An 18,132-nucleotide genomic window follows, 5' to 3' on the forward strand; every position below is an offset into this window, starting at 1 on the left:
CGGGTGATCTTGGTCGAGAACCCGTCTACCAGGAGCTTCGCCGTTGCGCAGGCCCGTCCAACTCGCGGTCATCACCGCCAGCTTGGAAAGAGCTCAGTACTTGTCTCTCCGACTACCGGCATGGGGAGGGCTGCGTCGAGTGGCATCCCCGGCCCTGACGACGATGCCGACACGCCGGAGTCTTGGAACGAGGGCCGCTCGAGGCTCTTGATCGAATGGGGCGACGGCACCGGCAACGGTGTCATCGGCCTTGAGGACTTTCTCGCGGCAGCAGGCTTGGCGTTGGCGCCGGGTGCATCGGTGAGCTGAGGTCGTGGCACGCGGTCACGTGCGGAGCCAGACGGCGAGTGCGGCCACGGTGACAGTACCGAGGAAGACGTAACCGCGCTTGTCGTAATGGGTCGCGACGGCGCGGGGGGCTTTGTCCACGACTTCGAGGTTCTGCCACAGATCTTGGGGAGCCGTCGCGGAGGGTGACGGTTTCGTTCGATTGGAAGGGAGGTGCACGCGCCCCAGGCACGTCAGCGTTCCCGCATTCTGGTCCACCACCAGCCGAACGTCGCGAACTCGATGTAGTTGGGTTCCGGCAAGGTACGGCGCTCCAGTTCTTCATCGATGCGCGTGATCAGTCGGCCCAAGTCCCGTTTGGCTCCCGGAGGAAGGCACCGTAGCGCCCACTCCAGATCATCACGGGCATCGTTTATCCCGGGCGAGCAGAACACGGAGGCATCCAGGTACCGGCCAGGCTGCTCGAAAGCCCACTCGATGCGAGAGAGCGCGTCAGCAACCGCGTTGGGCCACATCTCCTGGTCCTCGGCCCTGCGGATCGCTGCACGAGTCCGCGAGGAGACACCATGGACTTTCAGGACCGGACACTGCCATCGTGGCCGCCACCGCTCTGCGCGGACGGCCTTGGGACGCCTACGCGGCATCGCCCTTTCGGATCAGCATGAGGCCATCCTGCCACGGCTGGGCACCTGCCTGGGCCTCGATCCGCACGCCCGCCGCAGCAGGTGCTCCTGTTTCCCGGTTCCGGCGCAGGTCTTTGGGGGGGCGTCTCGGGGTGCTACTGGAGCAGGATCATCTTGCGGAGTAGTTCGCATCCGGCTGGGCCGTAGAGCTGTCGTTTGATCTTCTTGATGCGGTTGACCACTTCCTCGATGCTGCCGGCGCTCCAGTGCAGGGTGAGGCCGGCGGTCACGGCGTCGAGGTCCCGGAGCAGGTGGAGTGCGAAGCTGGTGAGCCCGGGCAGCCGGCTGGCGTCGACGGCGTCGATCCAGACAGGGAGGGTGGCGCCGAGGCGGTCGGTGAGTATCTCCGAAGCCGCGGCCGTGTCCGGCGGCCGTGTCCGGCGGCCGTGTCCAGTTCGGGGCAGCGTGTCAGGACCTCCCTCAGGCTGACGCGGTCTTCCTCGCTCAGGGCGGCGGGGTGGCGGGTGAGCCAGCCGGTCGCCTGCCGTACCGTCGGCGGCCGCGGCGATGAGACGGAGGAGCCCCGCGCAGGGTGGCGATGTGGGCGCGGAGCATGCCGTAGGTGACGGGAGCCTGTTCGGCGGCCGGCTCGCCGTACAGTCGGGTGACGCTGGTGCATCCCTTGGCGGAGCGCCGTCCCTGGTAGGGCTTGTAGGGGTCCAGCCTGTTGGGCCGGGGCCGGTTGTCGCGGATGGTGTCCTGCCGGCGTGCGGTGTTCGCGTACCGGAGCACGGTGTTCAGGCCCCGGTCCAGGTGCCGGGTGGATCGCCCGGCGTGAGTGGCCTTGGGTGAGCAGTTCGTGGACCAGGGCGTGTACGGCCTTCTTGCGCTCGGCCCGCCGGCCGGCGGGGTCGGAGTCGTCCTGCGTCGGGCCAGAGTCCGGGTGGGGTGTCTTCGGCAGTGTGCCGCTGGGTGATGGGTTGCGCAGGCAGTCGCGGTGGGCGGCGACGCAGGTCTCCACGGCCCGGCCGAGGTCCTGCCCCAGGTGGAAATCGGTCGGCTATCTGCAGGGCGTCGGGGGCGCCGCGTCGGGCGCCCTCGGCGTAGGCGCCTGCCCGGTCCCGGCAGATGATCTTCGCGCCAGGATGGCGGTCCAGCGGCCCGGCTTCACGGGTCGGGAGCACGTCGACCACGCGATGGTCTTCGACGCTGGTCAAGACGGTGGAGTAGGTCTGGCCACGGCGGATAGCGAAGTCGTCCATGCCCAGCACGCGCGGTGTGGTGAACTGCGGATCGGGCGGTGCCATGACCCTGCGTAGCAAGGTCATCCGTCCCGCGCCGAAGCCCAGCCGGGCCGCCAGTCGGGCGCCGGCCCGCTCCGCCAGGGCGATCCCCACCCGCTCCAGGGCGTGGTTGAGCCGCGTGGGGAACCGTGCGTGCGGGACGGCCGGCCGGGAGAACGGCTCGGCGAACGTCCGGCGCGGGCAGTCCGTCGACCCGCAGATGAAGCGCCGGACCGTCAGCCGGATCGCAAAGCCCTGTTCAGCGAGCGGAAGGTCTCTCAGTCTGCGCTGGTAACGGTCGTGGACCCGATCCGAGAAACGGCCGCGATCCGGACACGCCGCCGCGGCCGCCCGGCCTCTCGCCCCTCCTCGACCGTGCCGAATGAGGCCGCAACCGCCTCGACCTCCACATCGTCGATCCCCTCGAACACCAGCGAGCGCCAGAACGGTGCATCGGTCTGCATGACCAGCACCATCACCGTCCACCGCCGACCACGGCATCGACCGACAAGCACCTGAGGGAGCGCCACTTCTGGTTGCCGGACGACAAGGCGTACGCCGTCTCACGCGAACCACCCACTCGCAATCGAACGACATCGTCACCTTCCGCGACGACTCCCCAAGGTCTGTGCCAGAACCTCCTAGAAACAGACGAAGCCCGACACCCGGACACCGTCATCGTCCCAGTTCGGCGCCAGTGAAACCGATGGCATACAACCCATGCACAACATGCACAACACGAGAACCGTCACCGAGTGAGGCACGCAACGTGATGCCCATTTGGCCTAGCGTCACGCGCTCGGGGCTCGGTCCGCTTTTAGCGTGGGGTGAGGCCTACAGGGCCCTGAGGAGGTCTTCCGATGAGCAGTCGCACTGTGGTGGCGGGTATGGCGCTGGCGATCGCCGTTGTCGCACCGTTGTCCGGTACCGCTCATGCCCAGGATCTCAACTGCCGGGACTTCCGCTTCCAGGAAGACGCGCAGGCGGAGTTCGACCGGAACCCGAGCGACCCGAACCGGCTCGACGAAGACCAGGGTCCCGATGACGGCATCGCCTGCGAAGCACTGCCCAGCCGCTCCGGCATGGGTATCACGCCGCAGGTGAGCCCGAGCTCCACCACTCCGCCACCGGTGAGTCCGAGCGCTACCGCCATCCAGCCGGTGAGCCCGAGCGCCACCGCTCTGCAGCCGGCGGCTTCTGCCGTCCCGAGCCGCGGTACCCGGGCCGGAATCGGCGGAGCATCCGGCCCGTCCGCTCTCAGCGTGGGCGTGGGCCTCACCCTGGCCGTCGCAGCCACCGTGGCAGGCGGCTACCTCACCGCACGCCGCCTGCGCCGCAAAGCAACCCGGCTGTGAGAAGCGTTTCTCGGCGAGCCTCTCTTTCATCCTGTACCGGGGGGTGAAATGAGCTGGCCAGCGAGTGCGGTGACGAGGCAGGGCCCCTCGTCGTCGGCGTGGTGATTCCACTCAACACGCTGGCGACCGAAGGGGCTCTGATGGTTTTCGTATCCTGCCACGCTCGACGTCCCGCACGAGCTCGTCGAGCAGGTCGCGGAAGGCAGTGGCGGAGGCGCACAGGGCGAGGGCCATGCGTACGGTGTCGAAATCGAGCGTGCTGGGCATGAGCGTCTGCTGCTGGCGGTCCACCTCCTGGTGGGCCAAGTCCCGGATGGGTGGGCAGCCCTGCTCGGCGGGGGACCAGAGAAGCAGCCGCGGCGCGAGATCGTGCACGCGATCCACTACATCTCCTTCCCTGTCAAGTCAGCATGTCAGAGGTTGACTTGCTGACGCGATTCGCTGCGGCTACCAGGACAGGTGTCGGCTTATAGAGTCCCGGCATGTCACTAGTGAGTGCTGAGAGTGAGTTGATCCGACTCTGCGGAAGGGCCGGGCTCAGTAACGGCCAACGGGCCCTGCTGGAAGCTGTGCTGGCGGCTGGCAATCCTGGGGCGCTGCTGACCCGACACGTCAGTAGCGAGCCGACCGGGGTCGCCGCGATTGCCCGGGTGCATTCTGCCTTGGAGTCTCGGGCACGGCCGGGCCGGGCGACGCTGCAGCCCTATGCGAGCCTCGCGTTCAGCTTGGTCGAGGCCGCGCTCGAAGAACTGAAGGTGGTCCGGCTGCACGTATCGGCGGGCCGACTCGACGGACCGGTCGGCGTGCTGGAATCGATCAAGGCAGGCGGCAAGGCGGGACTGACCAGTGCGGCGGACTGCCGGACGAAGGCCGTGCTCGTGGAGGGCATGAGGGCCGACGTCCGCGCCGCCGTCGTAGACGGATTCGCAGAGGCGTGGCGGAGCCATGGGGCGGAGGGCACCGGACAAAGGCTCGCGCTCGAGATGGCTGCCCTGTGCGTGATGGAAGGCCGCCAGCATTACTTGCTCAGCGCTGAGGTACGCACCGCGCTGAGCAGGGGAAGCCTCGATGCCGACCATATGTTGAAGGTGCTGCTCCCGGCGGAGCGGGATTTCCGTGTGGCAATGATCGTCGAAGGTACCTCCGGACTGGAATCGCTGGGAGGGTTGATGGACCCGGCCTGTGCGGCGATGGGGGTTTCGCCTGGCGAACCCATGACCGGGTGGGGTCGAGGGGCGTCCGACCTCGAAAAACTAGGCGCCATGGCCAAGAAGGCATCCGACACGCGTCGCGAATGGTCCCGGGACCAAGCAGGCGGCCAGGTCCTGCTGACCCTTAGCGTTCGTGCGCGCGACCTGGGTGGCGCCGCGCTGCTGGGCCGGCGCCGGGCCTCGGAATTGCTCGACCAGTACGTGGCAGGCCAGCGGAGGTCGGAGATCCGGCTGCGTCCCGAGACACTCGCCTATGACCCAGGCTCGGATCGGACGCTGCGGCTTTCCGTACCCGCCCTGGGGACGCGCCCGGTGCAGCCACTGACGACAGGCTGGCCGCCCGCTCTGCGCGAGAGCCTGCGCACCGCCCACATCGCCCGGGTGGTCGAGGCGCCCACCACGGCTGCCGGGTTGTGCTGGGCCGCGTTGGAGGCGCTGGACGTGAAAACGAACAAGGGCCCGGATCAGAAGACGGGCCCTGAAAAGTTGGCACAAGCTCTGAGTCTCCAGGCCGCCCGTCAGCAGATCGTCGACCTGCACCAGCGGACGCGCACCGCAGTGGCGGCCGAGGTCGCGGCCGCACGCGCAGCACACCACGACGCACAGGCCAAGGCCGACAGGTTGGAGGCTGCCGCCCAGAAGGCCACAGGCGACCACGCGGCAACAGTGGCACGGAAGGCGACGGCGGCGCGGGCCGCCGAACTCGATCAACGCACCGCACTTGAGGAGGCAAGGAAAGCCGAGGCACACTGCGCGGCCCTGGACGCCTGGACCGGGGTCGGTGACGACGGGTTGCTACGCAAGCCGGACCGTTGGCTGGACGCGTTCGCGCCGCCCGCCGACGCGGAATCGGCACTTCACACGGCCGCCGAAGCTCTGGCTGCCCTCACCGACTTCCTCGGTGGGGAGACTGCGGCTCGACTGCGTTACTGGCGTGCCATGCTGGCCGCACCCGCCTCTCTTTCCCTATGGATCGAGGAGACCGCGGACCGGTTCAAGAAGAGCCTCGATTGGCTGTACGTGATACGGAACACCGCCTTGCATGACGGCCGGTTCGAATCCGCGACCGACCTCCTGGACGTTCACGTCGGGCGTGCCCTGGTGGACCTGACGCTGGAGTTCCTGGGCAACTGGTACCAGCACGGGACCAAGGCCACCCCGGAACAAGCTGCTCTGCCAGCGATCAAGGTCATCGAGCACCTGGCCGCCCGTCAGGAGGAGGTGCTCGAGAAGCTGCGCGGTGGTACCCGGGAGGGATGGCACGTAGCCAGGCTGACGAGCTCCACCTCCACTGGGTGGGACCGGGGCTGACAGGCGATTCGATGTCGGTAGGAGGGGGAAAGTCCTCCGCCCCGTCACCGGATCAGCGATCCGGTGACGGGGCGGAGTAGGGGAGCGTCCTGCCAATTGAACGAGTTCGCCACGAGGGCGTTGGGGACTTGAACCCCGATTTCTCCCTGTGAGCCGACGCGATGGCGAATCGCTGCACCTGACGTGCTCGGCCCTGCTCGGCACATCATACGGCCACTTCCCCGCCAGTCACCCTCTGGCGGTCCGGAAGGAAATGACGATGGGGTCAGGGCGGTAGCGGCCTTCACACCGTCCTCTTCCAGACCGGCAACACCCTGGGGAAAGCCGGACAAGCCGCCGCCCACGACTCCTACGAACACCTCTGCACGACCGCAGACCTGCTCCTCGGCCCCGCGCACCCTGACCACCCGCAACAACCTCGCCCATTGGCGCGGCGAAGCCGACGCCCCCGCCACACCCTGGCGACCCGATAGCAGTGGGCGGTCTGCATCGGGAAGGCCGTCCTCGATGCCGAGAGCGAGGCATGAAGGCTCGGCAGGCGCAGCGCGACGGCCCAGGGTGGCCGGTGGGTCCGGCTCGGGCCACCTCGCAGGTTCCCGTCAGCGAGCACGATGCAGGGCGGCACCCCAGCAGGCGCAGGAAGGACGGGGTGGGGCCGGTACCGAGCGGGGATGGTGCGGTGCGGTGCTCACTGGTCCGGTGTCTGCCGTGCCCGGGCTGTTCGGCGGCGGTGAAAAGGACTTCGAGGAAAGTTGTCGTCGGATGTCGAGGGCCTGCTGTTGGCTCCGACCAAGGGGTGACAGCGCGCCGGCGGGGCGTGCGGCATGGGGAGGACACCCGGGATGAAGTACGTCGCGATGATCTACGGCAGCCAGGCCAAGTGGGACGCCATCCCGGCCGAGGCGTGGCCCGAGGCGATCGCCCGCCAGGAAGCCTTCAACCGGAAGTACCGGCAGAGCGGTGAACTGCTGGGTGCCTACGGGCTCGCGGACGCGGCCGCCGCCCAGCTGGTGCGCCGCAGGGACGGTGCCCCGGCGGTCGCCGAGGGTACGTACCTGGAGGTCAAGGAACACATCGCCAGTTTCTACCTCCTCGACTGCGACAGCCTCCAGCGGGCGCAGGAGATCGCCGCGGACATGCCCATCGCCGACGTGGAGCCGGTCGAACTCTGGCCGATCCTCCACGAATCCCCGGCGGGCATGTGAACGAGCCGGGCAGCGGCGCCGGGGGGGCGAGTCCGCAGGCGGTATGGGGCGGACCGCCCCATCGGGCTCGGGCCCGTGGGACCTGACACCCGGTCTCACGTCCGGCAGGAGGGCGGTCCCCCCTGCGGGACTGTAAATCGTTCGACTCTGTTCCATATTCGGTGATGGCGGCACATGACGGGTCTCGCTGACATCACATGCGAGATCTCGACTCTCTTGACTGTCATGCCTCATCAACCTGCTGTACCGATCGCCGGTGGCTACTCCTTCAGGTCACATCGTGGGGCGAAGAAAGTACGTAGCGTGCCGGGCCACTGCGGCTGTGATGCATTGGCCCGCTCCTGTGTGTGGGCGGTGTCAGTCGGCGCTTGCGGGGCGGGAAGTCTCCTTGTGGCGTGTCGTGCGCTGGCGCGCGGCTTGGAGAGTGCGCCGCTCGGTGAAGGCTGTGTCTGCCTGCCGCAGCTTCGAGGCGTACGGGTCGGTGGTGATCTGGTCGATCCTGGCGCTGTACCGGCTTGCGGCGGCTTTGAGTGCCTCGGCCGGCGGCAGGAGATCTTCTGCGGTGCGCAGGGAGCGCAGCACGTCTTGGGTCAGTTGCATGAGCCGGGCCAGCTCGTCTTCGACCGTGCCGCTGCCTACTTCCGCGTGGCCGTTGCGGGCTGCGGCACTGCGGGCTTGTTCCTCCATGGCCAGGATCACTGCCTGGCGTCGGCGTTCGAGGGTGCGGAAGGTGTGGTGTGCCGGGTCGGCCGCTACCGATTCGGCGGCCTGGATGGCCTTGGCCAGTTTCGTGGAGAAGCGGGTGGCGGCCAGCGCGGCAGCCTCCTGCTCTTTCCTTGCGGCTTCTCGGCGCTGCTGCTGCAGACCGGGCCATGCAGGGAACTCCTCCCTGCCGGCGAGCTGGGCTCTGGTCCGGGGGCTCGCCTTCTCGGACTTCGTCAGGCGACTGTCCCAGTCGCCGTGCAGGGTGAAGCTGTAGGCGCTGCATCCGACAGTCCCCCATCCCCCGTACCCATAGCGGCCGTGCGACCAGCGGCCGTCGAAGCGGGTGATCGCCTCTCCGCAGTTGCGGCACAGCTCGGATTCCTGACTTGCCAAAGTCCACCCCCACGGTGTCTCTGCCTGCCGACGCGGGCTTCGCATCAGATCGGCGCCTTTCATCCTTGCATCGGGTACTGACAACCGTTCAAGGGCAGGTCGGTAGCGCGGGGCTGTCCGGACAAGGCGGCGGGCGGAGCAAGGCGCTCGCTGCCAGGACGTGCTCCACGTGCTCCAGGTGCCCCTCGGCTCTCTCAGATGCGCGGACCGGACGACGCCGACGCCGACGATCGTCGCGAGGACGGCCGCCGAGGGGTGGAGGAGTGGGGGACGTTGCCCTCGGGCGGGGTCGTGGTGGCTCAGCGGTACGGGATGGCGGGTTACGAACTGGGCCGGTTCAACGTGGCGCTGTCAGGGCATCACCAGGCTCGGGATCGAGGTAAGCGCGCAGGCCTGGGGTTCCGCTGCGGGTGTGTGGCGGTCGCTCCTGGCGCCCTCCCCTCCAGGGCCGATGCAGTGCGTCACGGAGCGGGCGTGCAGTGCGCATGGGGGGTTCGTCCTGGGGTCGGTGGCCGGGGATGCCGACGATGATCCGGTTTGGGCGGTGGCGTCGGTGGGCACTTCGGCGTGGTTCTGCCCGGGAAGCCGGCTGGGAGGCGCACTTCTTCGCCGCCGTGGGTGGCGTCTCGACGCGATCAGCTCCTGTGCGGGGCCGGCCGTATCGAACTTCCTCCGGTCGTCCCGCGACCTGGCCACGTGGGGCGTCGCACACCGGCCGGCCAGCAGCGCCGCGAGGCCCGGCTGGGCCACCGGTGCCATGAGTGGGTTGGGCTGACGGGAACGTTAGGGGCCAGTCGATCCCGCATTCCCCCGTACGGATGCTTCTTTCCGGCCAGCGGACCAGCCCGCCCGGTGCTGCCGTCGTTGGGAGCATGCAGATCGACGAGCAGCACATCGCCGAACCGGTCCTGGTCGTTCTGGACGTCACCGCCACTGACGGGGAGACAGCTCACGCAAGGCTGGACGGTCTCCAGCAGCAGTGGGCCACCTCCGGCGTCACGTCGGTGTGGCACGTACCGGGCCAGGAGGGGGTGCGAGCGCGGGTGTACGCGGACATCCGCGCTCGGGCCTGCCTGGCACTCCAGATCTCTAGGCCCGGGGTCGTTCGTACGCGGCTCGGCCATCTCCTGGCCGAACTTCACAGTTTCCGCACATGCGGCGCTCTTTGGCGGCGGTAATCGCTCTTCGCAGACGCCGCCCCCCTTTCGCCAGATAGGTGCTTGATGAGCCGTACCGTACGTATCGCCGCACTCGCTTCCGTCGCACTCAGTGTGGTCGCTCTGGCCGCGCCGAGCCAGGCGGCCTCCACCACCGGCGTTCTGATGGTCACGCATGTGCGGCCGAACGCCTCTGGAGCCGACACCAGCGGCACCGCCTACGGCTGCTGAAACCCCCCGCGCCCGGAGCAGCGGGACCACGCTATGGCGCCAGTTCCTGTTGCGGGCTCCACCGTTCGGAAAGGCCCTCTCGCACACGGGCACCGGGACTTCCTGCTGAAGGACCACCCTGACAAGCGCGACGAGACCAACTGCTGGGGTCAGGACGACCAGAACGCCCTCGTACCGTTCCGCGTCAGCACCGGGTGAAGCCCCGGCTGGCCAGGACTTGCCCGGCCGATCATGGCTGTAGGCGGTCGGGCATGCTGCCCGGGTGAGCATCATCGTGAAGTTCTTCGTGGCGCCGGACGACACGTCAGCGGGTCTGGCCCTCCAGTCCGGGCCGGGACCGGCATTCGAGTCGCTTTCCTTCGGCAACTTCGATCCCGAAGAGGCCGTGGTGGAGTGGGAATGCCTTCTGTCCGGCGGCAGCTTCGAGGAACTCTTCGAAGCCGGTGAGCCTCGCCTCGTCGCCGGCCAGGACAATGACGGGTGCGTCGTCTTCGCGCTCTCGCCTCGCCTGTCCACTGCACTCGCGGACGCCGAGCACGCCAGGTTGCGAGACGTCGCCGCCTCGTGGACTCGGCTGCGTGCGGAGGACGGCGAGGTCATCGGCACGGAGATCGCCGACGCGATCGTGGGTGATCTGGCCGCTCTCGTCAGCAGCGCCCGGCGCCGGAACCAGAGCGTCTACTGCTGGGTCGCATAGCAGTTCACGCCCGAAGCCAGATCACGACGGCCGCCGCAGTGGCGGTGCCGAGGATGAGCTTGATCATGCGGTTGATGCCTTCCAGAGGCCCGCGTACCGTTCGATCGTGCTGCCGTACTCGAACAGACCGTCCGCCGAGGCCATTCTCGCCGCGGTCCCCACTCTGGCTCCCTACGCCCGGCCCGCGATCGTCCTCCATCCGACGCCAGGGACACCAGGGCACCAGGACAGCTCCATCGCCGGGCCGATGCTCTGGCCGGTACGCGAGCCGTGGCCGCACTGCTCCGTGCCGGACGAACAGGAGCCGTCCGGGCTGCCGCCCGTGGCGATGGTCCCGGTGGTGCAGGTCTTGCGACGGGACGCGCCGGGAGACTGGTGGCCACAGGGCGCCGATGTGTTCCAGCTGTTGTGGTGCCCGAACCCGCACTGGGACCCGCCGGCTCCGCACGCGGACGGAAGCCCGGTCGTGGACGTTCGCTGGTGGCGGGCAGCCGACCTGCCAGAGGAACCCTTTCCGGCCCCCGGGCCCGTGCGGCAGGAAGAAGACGACTACGGCTTCTCGCCCCGGCCGTGCCTGCTGACCCCCGTGCCGCTGACGGATTTTCCCTACCCGAAGGAACTGCCGGACGACGTCGCGGATGACGTGAAACGGCTGGTGAAGGAGACCTCCGACGCGGACGGGGACGACGTCATCACACGCGTGGCGGGATGCAAGTTCGGCGGCTGGCCCACCTGGCACCTCACTGAACCCTGGGAGTTCCGCTGCCGTACGTGTGACACCCCCATGAGACTCCTGTTCACCGTGGCAAGCGACCACACCACACGTATCACCGTGGGCAGGTGGGGAGACCTCCGGGTGTTCAGCTGCCCCCAGGACATCCGGCACGGCTACAAGTTCGACGTGCACTAGTGACCTGAGTCGGAGATTCGTCGCTGGTTGGGCATGACATGAGTCGTCCGGGTCCGAAGATTCCGCCGTTGTCGGTGACCGGTGCCCAGCGGGCTGTGTTGGAGGGCTGGTTACGTCGCCGGACGACGGCTCAGCCCTGGCCCAGAGGTCGCGGATCGCGCTGGCGTGCGCCGAGGGCCACTCGATCATGGAGGTGTCCCGTCGACTGCGGATCACTCCGGACACGGTCCGCACCTGGCGTCGCCGGTTCATCGAACGTGGTCTGGACGGCTTGTGCGACGACCCGAGGCCCGGCGTCCCCCGGAAGATCACCGACGCCGACGTCGAACGGGTGATCGTCAAGACGCTCGAGGAAACGCCGAAGAACGCGACCACTGGTCGACCCGGTCGATGGCCGCGGCCACGGGTACGTCGCAGTCGACCCTCTCGCGGATCCGGCGGGCGTTCGCCCTGGCACCGCACCGGTCGCAGTCGTCTCCGCTGTCGACGGACCCGTTGTTCGTCGACAAGGTCCGCGATGTCGTCGGTCTGCATCTCGACCGCCGGAGAAGGCGCTTGTTCTCTGCGTGGACGAGAAGTCGCAGATCCAGGCCTTGGACCGGTCCCAGCCCGCCCTGCCGATGGGGCCCGGCACTCCTGAACGGCGAAGCCACGACTACGTCCGGGCCGGCACGACCACTCTCTTCGCCGCCCTGGAAGGAGCGGCCGGCAGGGTCATCGGTTCCCTGCACCGCCGTCACCGGGCGGCGGAGTTCAAGAAGTTCCCGGCCAAGCTCGACAAGGAAGTCCCGGCCGGCCTCCAGGTCCACCTGATTCTCGACGAAGTCGCCGCCTCCTGCCGACGAATCTCCGACTCGGATCACTAGGTCCTCCTGCTGGGAGTGCCGGCCGTCGATTGCCTGGAAGGTCGCGTCGTCACCGAGCCGGGCACCGATGACGACGCCGCTGTCCAGCGCGCCGCCCGCCCCTGTGAAACGGGACCGGACCGAGCCGCCGAGCGGCCGGTGCGGTCCCTTCCTCAGCCCAGGGGCAGGGGTCAGACGGCCGAACGGAAGGCGGGCAGGTAGCCGCCCGACTGCCCGGCGGCCTTGGGGTGGTAGGAGTTGTAGACCGGTACGGACAGGCTGTGCAGCCAGGAGTCCCCGGAACAGATCTCGTGGCCCGTGAACTCGTCGACGACGCTGGAGAAGGTGAAGCCCGCGTTCGCCGCCTGCTTCGCCAGAACACCGTTGAGGGTGTCAGAACCCCGATTGATGGCCGCTCGCTCGGTCTCAGTGAGTCCGGCGATACAGCTTCCGGACAGCTTGTAGAACCGGGGGTACCCGAGAACCACCACGCGCGCCTGGGGTGCGCGGCTGCGGATGTCTCCGTAGAGGGCGGAGAGGCCACCGGGCAGCGTGCTGTTCATCTTCACGACCGCAGCGTTCACGGCCGCGACGCAGGTGGCCTCGCTGTTGAGCACGCATGTCTGCATGATGTCCGCGAACCCGACGTCGTTGCCGCCTGCCGTGACGCTGACAAGGGTCGTGGTCGAGTTGAGGGGGCCGAGCTGGCCGCTGCGGACGGATCCGGTGGTCGCACCGGAGCATGCGGTGAAAGAGAACGAGGAGGGGGAGTTGGCTGCCGCCCACAGGCGGGGGTACGCATTGGTGCTGCGACGGCAGTCGCCGCTGTCCGAGAGGTAGCTGCCGGCGCCGACGCCGGAGGAGTACGAGTCCCCGAGGGCCACGTAGCGGTGGCCGGCAGCGGAGGCCGGCTGGGCGAATCCGAGGGTCGCGGCGGCCACTGCGAGCGCGGTTGATGCGGACAGCACGAATCTTCGCCAGAGCATGGCGATCAGCCTCAAATCCAGAGTGCGGGAGGTGGGTTGGTTGAACGCGACACTTCTAGCAGGGTGTACGTACCGGCGGGTAGCCCCCGGTACGGATGTCTTCCGCTTTTGGGCGCCCGCTTTTTCTCCGCGCGTAGACTCGTCCCGATTGCGCCAGGTACGCGCGTCAAGCCGCGACCTGGATGTATGGATCCCGAGTGTTGTCGACGCTGCTTGGTCTTGATCATGGCGAAGACCTCCGGTGTGGTGGAGGTGTCCAGGCCCCACACCGCACACGGAGGTCTTCGTGTCCCACCGTGATGTCCGGCTGACCGTTCACGGCAGACGGATCCGGGTCTAACGTGTCCTCACCGGCCGGCCTGGCTCGACCGGCCCACCGGCCAGCCGATCCGCCGCTACGAACGCGGCCGGCCGGGCAAGCTGGTCCACGTCGACATCAAGAAACTCGGCACCATCCCCGACGGCGGCGGATGGCGAACCGTCGGCCGCCCGGCCGGCGACCGCAACCGCCAGGCCACCACCACCACCGAGCGCAAGAGCTGCACTCCGGTGATCGGCTACAGCTACCTCCACTCGGCCGTCGACGACCACTCCCACCTGGCCTACAGCGAAGTCCTGCCCGACGAACGCCAGCACACCGCCCTCGCCTTCTGGCAGCGGGCGAACGCGTTCTTCGCCGGCCACGGCACCACCGTCGCACGCGTCCTGACCGACAACGGCGCCTGCTACAAGTCCAAGCTCTTCACCCAGACCCTCGCGACAGCGGGCATCGCCCACAAGAGGATCCGGCCCTACCGGCCACAGACGAACGGCACGGTCGAACGCTTCGACCGCACCCTGCTCGACGAAGGGGCCTACCAGCGGCCCTCCACCTCGAACACCGAGCGAACCGAAGCCCTGGCGGACTTCCTCCACACCTACAACCACCACCGCTGCCACACCGCGCTCGACGGACACCCGCCCCTCCCCCGCGTCAGCAACGCCGCAGGTCAATACAGCTGGCCGGGGAGGTGGTGAAGGCCGCCCGGTCGTTCCACCGGGCCGGCTCTCGGTCACCCTCGGTTCAGCTCTCGCCGCGGCCGGTCGTCATGGCGCAGAACGGGTCGGCCGTCCCGGTGCCCCAAGACCTCGCCGCAGGCGACGACCGCCTTCGGGGCGGGGCGCGGGGTCGATGAGATGCGGGCGTCGTGCCCTGCGGGCAGAGTGGGGAAGGAACTGTCCTATCGAAGTGGTCCCCTATGGTCCTGCGCGCTGGAGACGGAACGGACTGATGCGAGGATTATCGTGACGGCGGAGTGATCGATGTTCCGCAGACGGCCGGCCGACAGCAGCGAGGACCTTCTGGTCCGGCTCGGGTCGCTGACCGCCAGGGCACGGGAGCTGGCCGAGACGCAGCGTTCCCGTGTCGAGCTGGCCGTGGCCTTGCAGCGCGGCATGCTGCCCCGGGACCTTCCCAGTTTTCCGGGCGCCCGGCTGGCCGTCCGCTATGAGCCCGCCACCCACGGGCTCAACGTCGGCGGTGACTGGTACGACGCCTTTCCCCTGCCCGGCGGGCAGATCGGCATGTCCATCGGTGACGTGCAGGGGCACAACATCGAGGCCGCCGCCTTCATGGGACAGGTCCGCGTGGCACTGCGCGCGCTGGCCTCCGTCACCGGAGACCCGGGAGAGCTGCTCGGCCGCACCAACGACCTGTTGATCTCTTTGGGCGCCGACCTCTTCGCCACCTGTACCTTCCTGCGGCTCGACCCCGTTGCCGGCACCCTGGAGTGCGCCCGGGCCGGTCACATCCCCCACATCTGGGCCACCACCGACGGCCGCTCCGGCATCGACGACGGTGAGGGCGGGCCTCCGCTTGGTGTGTTCCGCGGTGTCGACTACCCCGCCACGCTCCACCGGCTCACCACCAGCGGTGTCTTCGTCCTCCTGACCGACGGGGTGGTGGAGGGACCCTCGCTCCCTCTCGACGACGGTCTGGACCGGGTGATACGGCTCGCCGGGATCACCGCTGTCGCCGGGCTGGACGTCGACGCGCTCGCCACCGCCGTCATGAAGTTGGCGGCCACGGTGGGGCACGAGGACGACGCGGCCGTCCTGGTCGTCGGCCATGACGGCGGTCCGGCCCAGTCGACGGTCGAGAGGTAGAGGGGGCTCGCCCCGGGTCGGCCTGCCCGGTTCGGGCCAGACCTCGGGCCAGACCTCGGGCCAGTCCGGACTCGTGTCGTACGGCGGCGCCCGACACGCAGGGGTCCTTGCCCGGTCGTGGCGGCCCGGCCGGTGTCTGATGGCTGGCGTGTTGGTTATTCGACAGTTCCGGCCCTTTACCGAGGCGGCTCTGATTTCGCTGGCCGTGGCGGTCTGCTACTACGCGGCCGGACGGCTCGGCCTGCTGGGCCGCCTCGTCGTCGAAGACGTGGTGGCCACCCCCATCTGGCCGCCCACCGGCGTCGCCGTCGCCGCCCTGCTGTTGTTCGGCACGCGGGTCTGGCCCGGGATCGCCCTCGGCTCCTTCCTCGTCATCGCCTCCCTCACCACCCCTGGGCCCACCACAGTGGTCACCGTGGTGAGCAACACCGTCGCGCCGCTCTGCTCCTTCCTGCTGCTGAGACGGGTCGGCTTCCGGCTCGACATGGCGCGGCTGCGGGACGGACTCTCACTGGTCTTCCTCGGCGGGTTCGGCGCCATGCTGATCAGCGCGACCGCGGGGGTCGGACTGCAGGTGGTGACAGGCTCCCTGGACAGGAGCGAGTTCTGGGCCGTGTGGCTGGCCTGGTGGGCGGGCGACACGATGGGGGTGCTGCTCGTCGCTCCGCTCCTGCTCGTACTCGCGGGGCCGGCCGTACGGTTCCGGATACGGCGCTGGAAGGAGGCGGCCTTTCTGGGGCTGACGGCCCTGGCCCTCGTCCCCCTGGCCGTGCTCAGCCCGATGAGCCTGCTCTTCCTCGTCTTCCCCCTGCTGGTCTGGGCAGCGCTCCGCTTCCAGCTCGCCGGCAGCGTGCTGTGCGCGCTCTTCGCGTCCGTGTTCGCCACCATCGAGGCGACCTCCGACCGGGGCGCGTTCTTCCACCTGTCGGACGTCGAGATCATGGTCAAGCTCCAGATGTTCAACGGCTCCGCCGCCCTGACCGCCCTGCTCCTCGCCTCCGTCATCACCGAGCAGCGTGCGACCCGCCGTTCGGTGCGCCGCGCCTGCGAGGAACTGGCGGAGGTCCTGGAGCACCTCGCGGCGGGCGAGCCCTCGCCGGGTCCGCCCACCGGGCCCCCGCCCGACCCCACCGAGAGCCGGGCAGCCCCACCCGGCGGACACCGGGATCCGTGACCCCCGCGTCCGCGACGGATCCGCTCAACGGTGGCTGCGGCACTCACGGTCGGGGCGTTGGTCCGGGGGGCGAGGGCGGGGGCAGGGAGGTTCCTGACGTCGCGTGGGCGGCGGTCGAACAGGAGCGACGTCGGATCCGGTGTCGGTGTCGGTGTCGATGTCGGTTCAGGAACCGGGATCAGGAGCCGTGCTGCGGCGGGCATCCGCGGATCTCAGCCCCGGTTTGCCGCGTTCGCCCTGGCCGACCGGGCGGCTGGGCGGCTGGGCGGCTGGCCGACCGGGCGGCTGGGCGAGCAAACGGTACGGGTCGAGCAGCGCGCCCCGGTCGTACGCGCTCCCGACCACCGGTGCGGCAGGGGGTGGACTCATGGGCCCCGGCAGGGCGCCCAGGGCTGCCGCCTCCGTGGCCCCACCGGTCAGGTCCGGCACCGTGAGGGCGGTCCGTTCCGCGCCGGCAAAAGGGCGTACGGCGGCTCTGGCGGCCCGGCGCACCATCTCGGCGTCGTAGTCGTCACCGTCGTCGGTCGGGGCCGAGGCCCACCGCGAGGAGCAGGCCGGTCCGGACACCGGCGGGCGCGGGCAGTGGGACCGCTTCGCCCTGGGCGGCTGTTTGCCTCCGCTGTCACCGCCGTACGTCTTGTTCCTGCCGGGAGAGAGGACGGGCCGGCGGAAGGCCGGCCGGCGTCGACCGGCGGGTCAGGGCGACGCCGGTGAGGACGACCGCCATCCCCAGGGCGATCCGGAGACTGAAGTCCTCGTGGAGGACGACGGCGCCGAGGGCCACGGAGACCACGGGCAGCAGGTAGCCGACGGTGGCCGTGTGGGTGGCGCCTTCGGCCGCGATGTTCCGGTAGGTGAGGTGGAAGGTGACACCGGTGGCGACGACGCCGAGGATCACCGTGGCGATCAGCTGTCTCGGGGTGATCTCGATCGGTGTCAGGCCGCCCGCCGCCAGGGTCGGCGCGGTGAGGACGGTCGCGGCGGTGAGCTGCGCCGCGGACAGCGCGAGGGTCGGGATGCCCCTACCGACCAGGTGGCGGCTCATGAACAGGAAACCGACCGCGTAGCCGGCCGCCGCGCCGACGATGGCGACGGCTCCCCAGCCACCCGACTCGCCGGCCTGCCACGGCGCCAAAATAAGCACCACCCCGGCGAATCCCAGCAGCAGGCCGGCCACCCGCGCCGGCCGCAGACCACCTTCGGTGCCGACGGCCGTGCCGAGGAGCAGGGACCACAGAGGGGTCGTGGCGTTCAGGACGCCGGCGACGCCGGAGTCGATGCCCTGCTGCCCGAAGCTGAAGAGAGCAAACGGCAGGGCGTTGCAGAAGAAGGCGGCGACGACGATCCGGCCCCAGACGGCCGGGCCGCGGGGCAGCCGTCGGCCGGAGAGCAGGCAGAGGGCCAGCAGGGTGACCGCCCCGAGCAGGCACCGGCCGAACGTCACCTGCACCGGTGTCAGCGCCTCCAGGGCCACCTCGATCCAGAGGAAGGTCGAGCCCCAGAGCAGGGCGAGCACGCCGATGCGCACCCCTGTCCGACTTCTGTCCATGACGCCGTTCACCGCTGCCTCCTGATCGGTCCCGTGGACATGAACGCTGCCGCACCCTTCTCGG

At 69.2% G+C, this 18,132-nt stretch carries 20 protein-coding genes and 2 pseudogenes; 13 read left to right on the forward strand and 9 right to left on the reverse strand.

The window, feature by feature from the left end; genetic code table 11:
- Positions 1–309 (forward strand): annotated as a pseudogene (locus ACFQ8C_RS12295) (hypothetical protein); the annotation flags it as partial.
- 212 nt (positions 310–521) lie between these two features.
- Here the strand turns inward: ACFQ8C_RS12295 and ACFQ8C_RS12300 are convergent.
- From ACFQ8C_RS12300 to ACFQ8C_RS12320, 5 genes are all read right to left on the reverse strand, one after another.
- Positions 522–803, reverse strand: coding sequence for a hypothetical protein (locus ACFQ8C_RS12300; protein ID WP_383455387.1), 282 nt, complete (start codon positions 801–803; stop codon positions 522–524).
- A gap of 263 nt (positions 804–1,066) precedes the next feature.
- On the reverse strand, positions 1,067–1,201 hold the full coding sequence (locus tag ACFQ8C_RS12305) for a hypothetical protein (RefSeq protein ID WP_383455390.1): 135 nt from the start codon (positions 1,199–1,201) through the stop codon (positions 1,067–1,069).
- Between the two features lie 214 nt (positions 1,202–1,415).
- The gene (locus ACFQ8C_RS12310) at positions 1,416–1,703 is read right to left on the reverse strand and encodes a hypothetical protein (RefSeq protein ID WP_383455392.1); all 288 of its coding nucleotides are present in this window, start codon (positions 1,701–1,703) and stop codon (positions 1,416–1,418) included.
- 5 nt (positions 1,704–1,708) lie between these two features.
- A complete protein-coding gene (locus ACFQ8C_RS12315; protein ID WP_383455502.1) occupies positions 1,709–2,476 on the reverse strand; it encodes a transposase in 768 nt (255 codons plus the stop codon).
- Positions 2,473–2,658, reverse strand: coding sequence for a hypothetical protein (locus tag ACFQ8C_RS12320; protein WP_383455505.1), 186 nt, complete (start codon positions 2,656–2,658; stop codon positions 2,473–2,475). Before ACFQ8C_RS12320 ends, ACFQ8C_RS12315 begins: the two co-directional genes overlap by 4 nt.
- 396 nt (positions 2,659–3,054) lie before the next feature.
- Between ACFQ8C_RS12320 and ACFQ8C_RS12325 the strand changes: the two genes are divergently transcribed.
- On the forward strand, positions 3,055–3,549 hold the full coding sequence (locus ACFQ8C_RS12325) for an excalibur calcium-binding protein (protein ID WP_383455395.1): 495 nt from the start codon (positions 3,055–3,057) through the stop codon (positions 3,547–3,549).
- A 111-nt stretch (positions 3,550–3,660) separates the two neighbouring features.
- On the opposite strand, the gene ACFQ8C_RS12330 is transcribed toward ACFQ8C_RS12325, so the two are convergent.
- Complete coding sequence (locus ACFQ8C_RS12330) at positions 3,661–3,933, reverse strand: hypothetical protein (RefSeq protein WP_383455397.1); 273 nt, start codon at positions 3,931–3,933, stop codon at positions 3,661–3,663.
- A 98-nt stretch (positions 3,934–4,031) separates the two neighbouring features.
- Here ACFQ8C_RS12330 and ACFQ8C_RS12335 point away from each other — a divergent pair, with 98 nt between their 5' ends.
- Positions 4,032–6,071: a hypothetical protein gene (locus ACFQ8C_RS12335; protein WP_383455399.1), complete on the forward strand. Its 2,040-nt coding sequence runs from the start codon at positions 4,032–4,034 to the stop codon at positions 6,069–6,071.
- An 842-nt stretch (positions 6,072–6,913) separates the two neighbouring features.
- Complete coding sequence (locus ACFQ8C_RS12340) at positions 6,914–7,276, forward strand: YciI family protein (protein ID WP_383455401.1); 363 nt, start codon at positions 6,914–6,916, stop codon at positions 7,274–7,276.
- A gap of 357 nt (positions 7,277–7,633) precedes the next feature.
- Here the strand turns inward: ACFQ8C_RS12340 and ACFQ8C_RS12345 are convergent, their stop codons facing one another.
- On the reverse strand, positions 7,634–8,374 hold the full coding sequence (locus tag ACFQ8C_RS12345; RefSeq protein ID WP_383455403.1) for a hypothetical protein: 741 nt from the start codon (positions 8,372–8,374) through the stop codon (positions 7,634–7,636).
- Between the two features lie 872 nt (positions 8,375–9,246).
- Here ACFQ8C_RS12345 and ACFQ8C_RS12350 point away from each other — a divergent pair.
- The 6 genes from ACFQ8C_RS12350 (at position 9,247) to ACFQ8C_RS12375 (ending at position 12,235) form a co-directional block, all read left to right on the forward strand.
- Positions 9,247–9,552, forward strand: a complete 306-nt coding sequence (locus ACFQ8C_RS12350) for a DUF6207 family protein (protein ID WP_383455406.1) — start codon at positions 9,247–9,249, stop codon at positions 9,550–9,552.
- Between the two features lie 45 nt (positions 9,553–9,597).
- Positions 9,598–9,762: a hypothetical protein gene (locus tag ACFQ8C_RS12355; RefSeq protein ID WP_383455407.1), complete on the forward strand. Its 165-nt coding sequence runs from the start codon at positions 9,598–9,600 to the stop codon at positions 9,760–9,762.
- A gap of 262 nt (positions 9,763–10,024) precedes the next feature.
- A complete protein-coding gene (locus tag ACFQ8C_RS12360) occupies positions 10,025–10,459 on the forward strand; it encodes a hypothetical protein (protein WP_383455409.1) in 435 nt (144 codons plus the stop codon).
- Positions 10,460–10,745: 286 nt separating this feature from the next.
- On the forward strand, positions 10,746–11,369 hold the full coding sequence (locus ACFQ8C_RS12365) for a hypothetical protein (RefSeq protein WP_383455412.1): 624 nt from the start codon (positions 10,746–10,748) through the stop codon (positions 11,367–11,369).
- 187 nt (positions 11,370–11,556) lie between these two features.
- Complete coding sequence (locus tag ACFQ8C_RS12370) at positions 11,557–12,009, forward strand: helix-turn-helix domain-containing protein (protein ID WP_383455414.1); 453 nt, start codon at positions 11,557–11,559, stop codon at positions 12,007–12,009.
- Positions 11,936–12,235: a hypothetical protein gene (locus tag ACFQ8C_RS12375; protein ID WP_383455507.1), complete on the forward strand. Its 300-nt coding sequence runs from the start codon at positions 11,936–11,938 to the stop codon at positions 12,233–12,235. Before ACFQ8C_RS12370 ends, ACFQ8C_RS12375 begins: the two co-directional genes overlap by 74 nt.
- A gap of 170 nt (positions 12,236–12,405) precedes the next feature.
- Here the strand turns inward: ACFQ8C_RS12375 and ACFQ8C_RS12380 are convergent, their stop codons facing one another.
- Entirely contained in the window at positions 12,406–13,200 is a 795-nt protein-coding gene (locus tag ACFQ8C_RS12380; RefSeq protein WP_383455417.1) for an SGNH/GDSL hydrolase family protein, read from the reverse strand.
- 351 nt (positions 13,201–13,551) lie between these two features.
- On the opposite strand from ACFQ8C_RS12380, the pseudogene ACFQ8C_RS12385 reads away from it, so the two are divergent.
- From ACFQ8C_RS12385 to ACFQ8C_RS12395, 3 genes and pseudogenes are all read left to right on the forward strand, one after another.
- Positions 13,552–14,217 (forward strand): annotated as a pseudogene (locus tag ACFQ8C_RS12385) (DDE-type integrase/transposase/recombinase); the annotation flags it as partial.
- Between the two features lie 285 nt (positions 14,218–14,502).
- Positions 14,503–15,345: a PP2C family protein-serine/threonine phosphatase gene (locus ACFQ8C_RS12390; protein ID WP_383455420.1), complete on the forward strand. Its 843-nt coding sequence runs from the start codon at positions 14,503–14,505 to the stop codon at positions 15,343–15,345.
- A 139-nt stretch (positions 15,346–15,484) separates the two neighbouring features.
- Entirely contained in the window at positions 15,485–16,519 is a 1,035-nt protein-coding gene (locus ACFQ8C_RS12395) for an MASE1 domain-containing protein (RefSeq protein WP_383455423.1), read from the forward strand.
- A 622-nt stretch (positions 16,520–17,141) separates the two neighbouring features.
- Here ACFQ8C_RS12395 and ACFQ8C_RS12400 read toward each other — a convergent pair.
- On the reverse strand, positions 17,142–18,068 hold the full coding sequence (locus ACFQ8C_RS12400) for a DMT family transporter (RefSeq protein WP_383455425.1): 927 nt from the start codon (positions 18,066–18,068) through the stop codon (positions 17,142–17,144).
- Positions 18,069–18,132 lie beyond the last annotated feature (64 nt).

The organism is Streptomyces sp. NPDC056503, assembly GCF_042794995.1.
GTDB lineage: Bacteria > Actinomycetota > Actinomycetes > Streptomycetales > Streptomycetaceae > Streptomyces.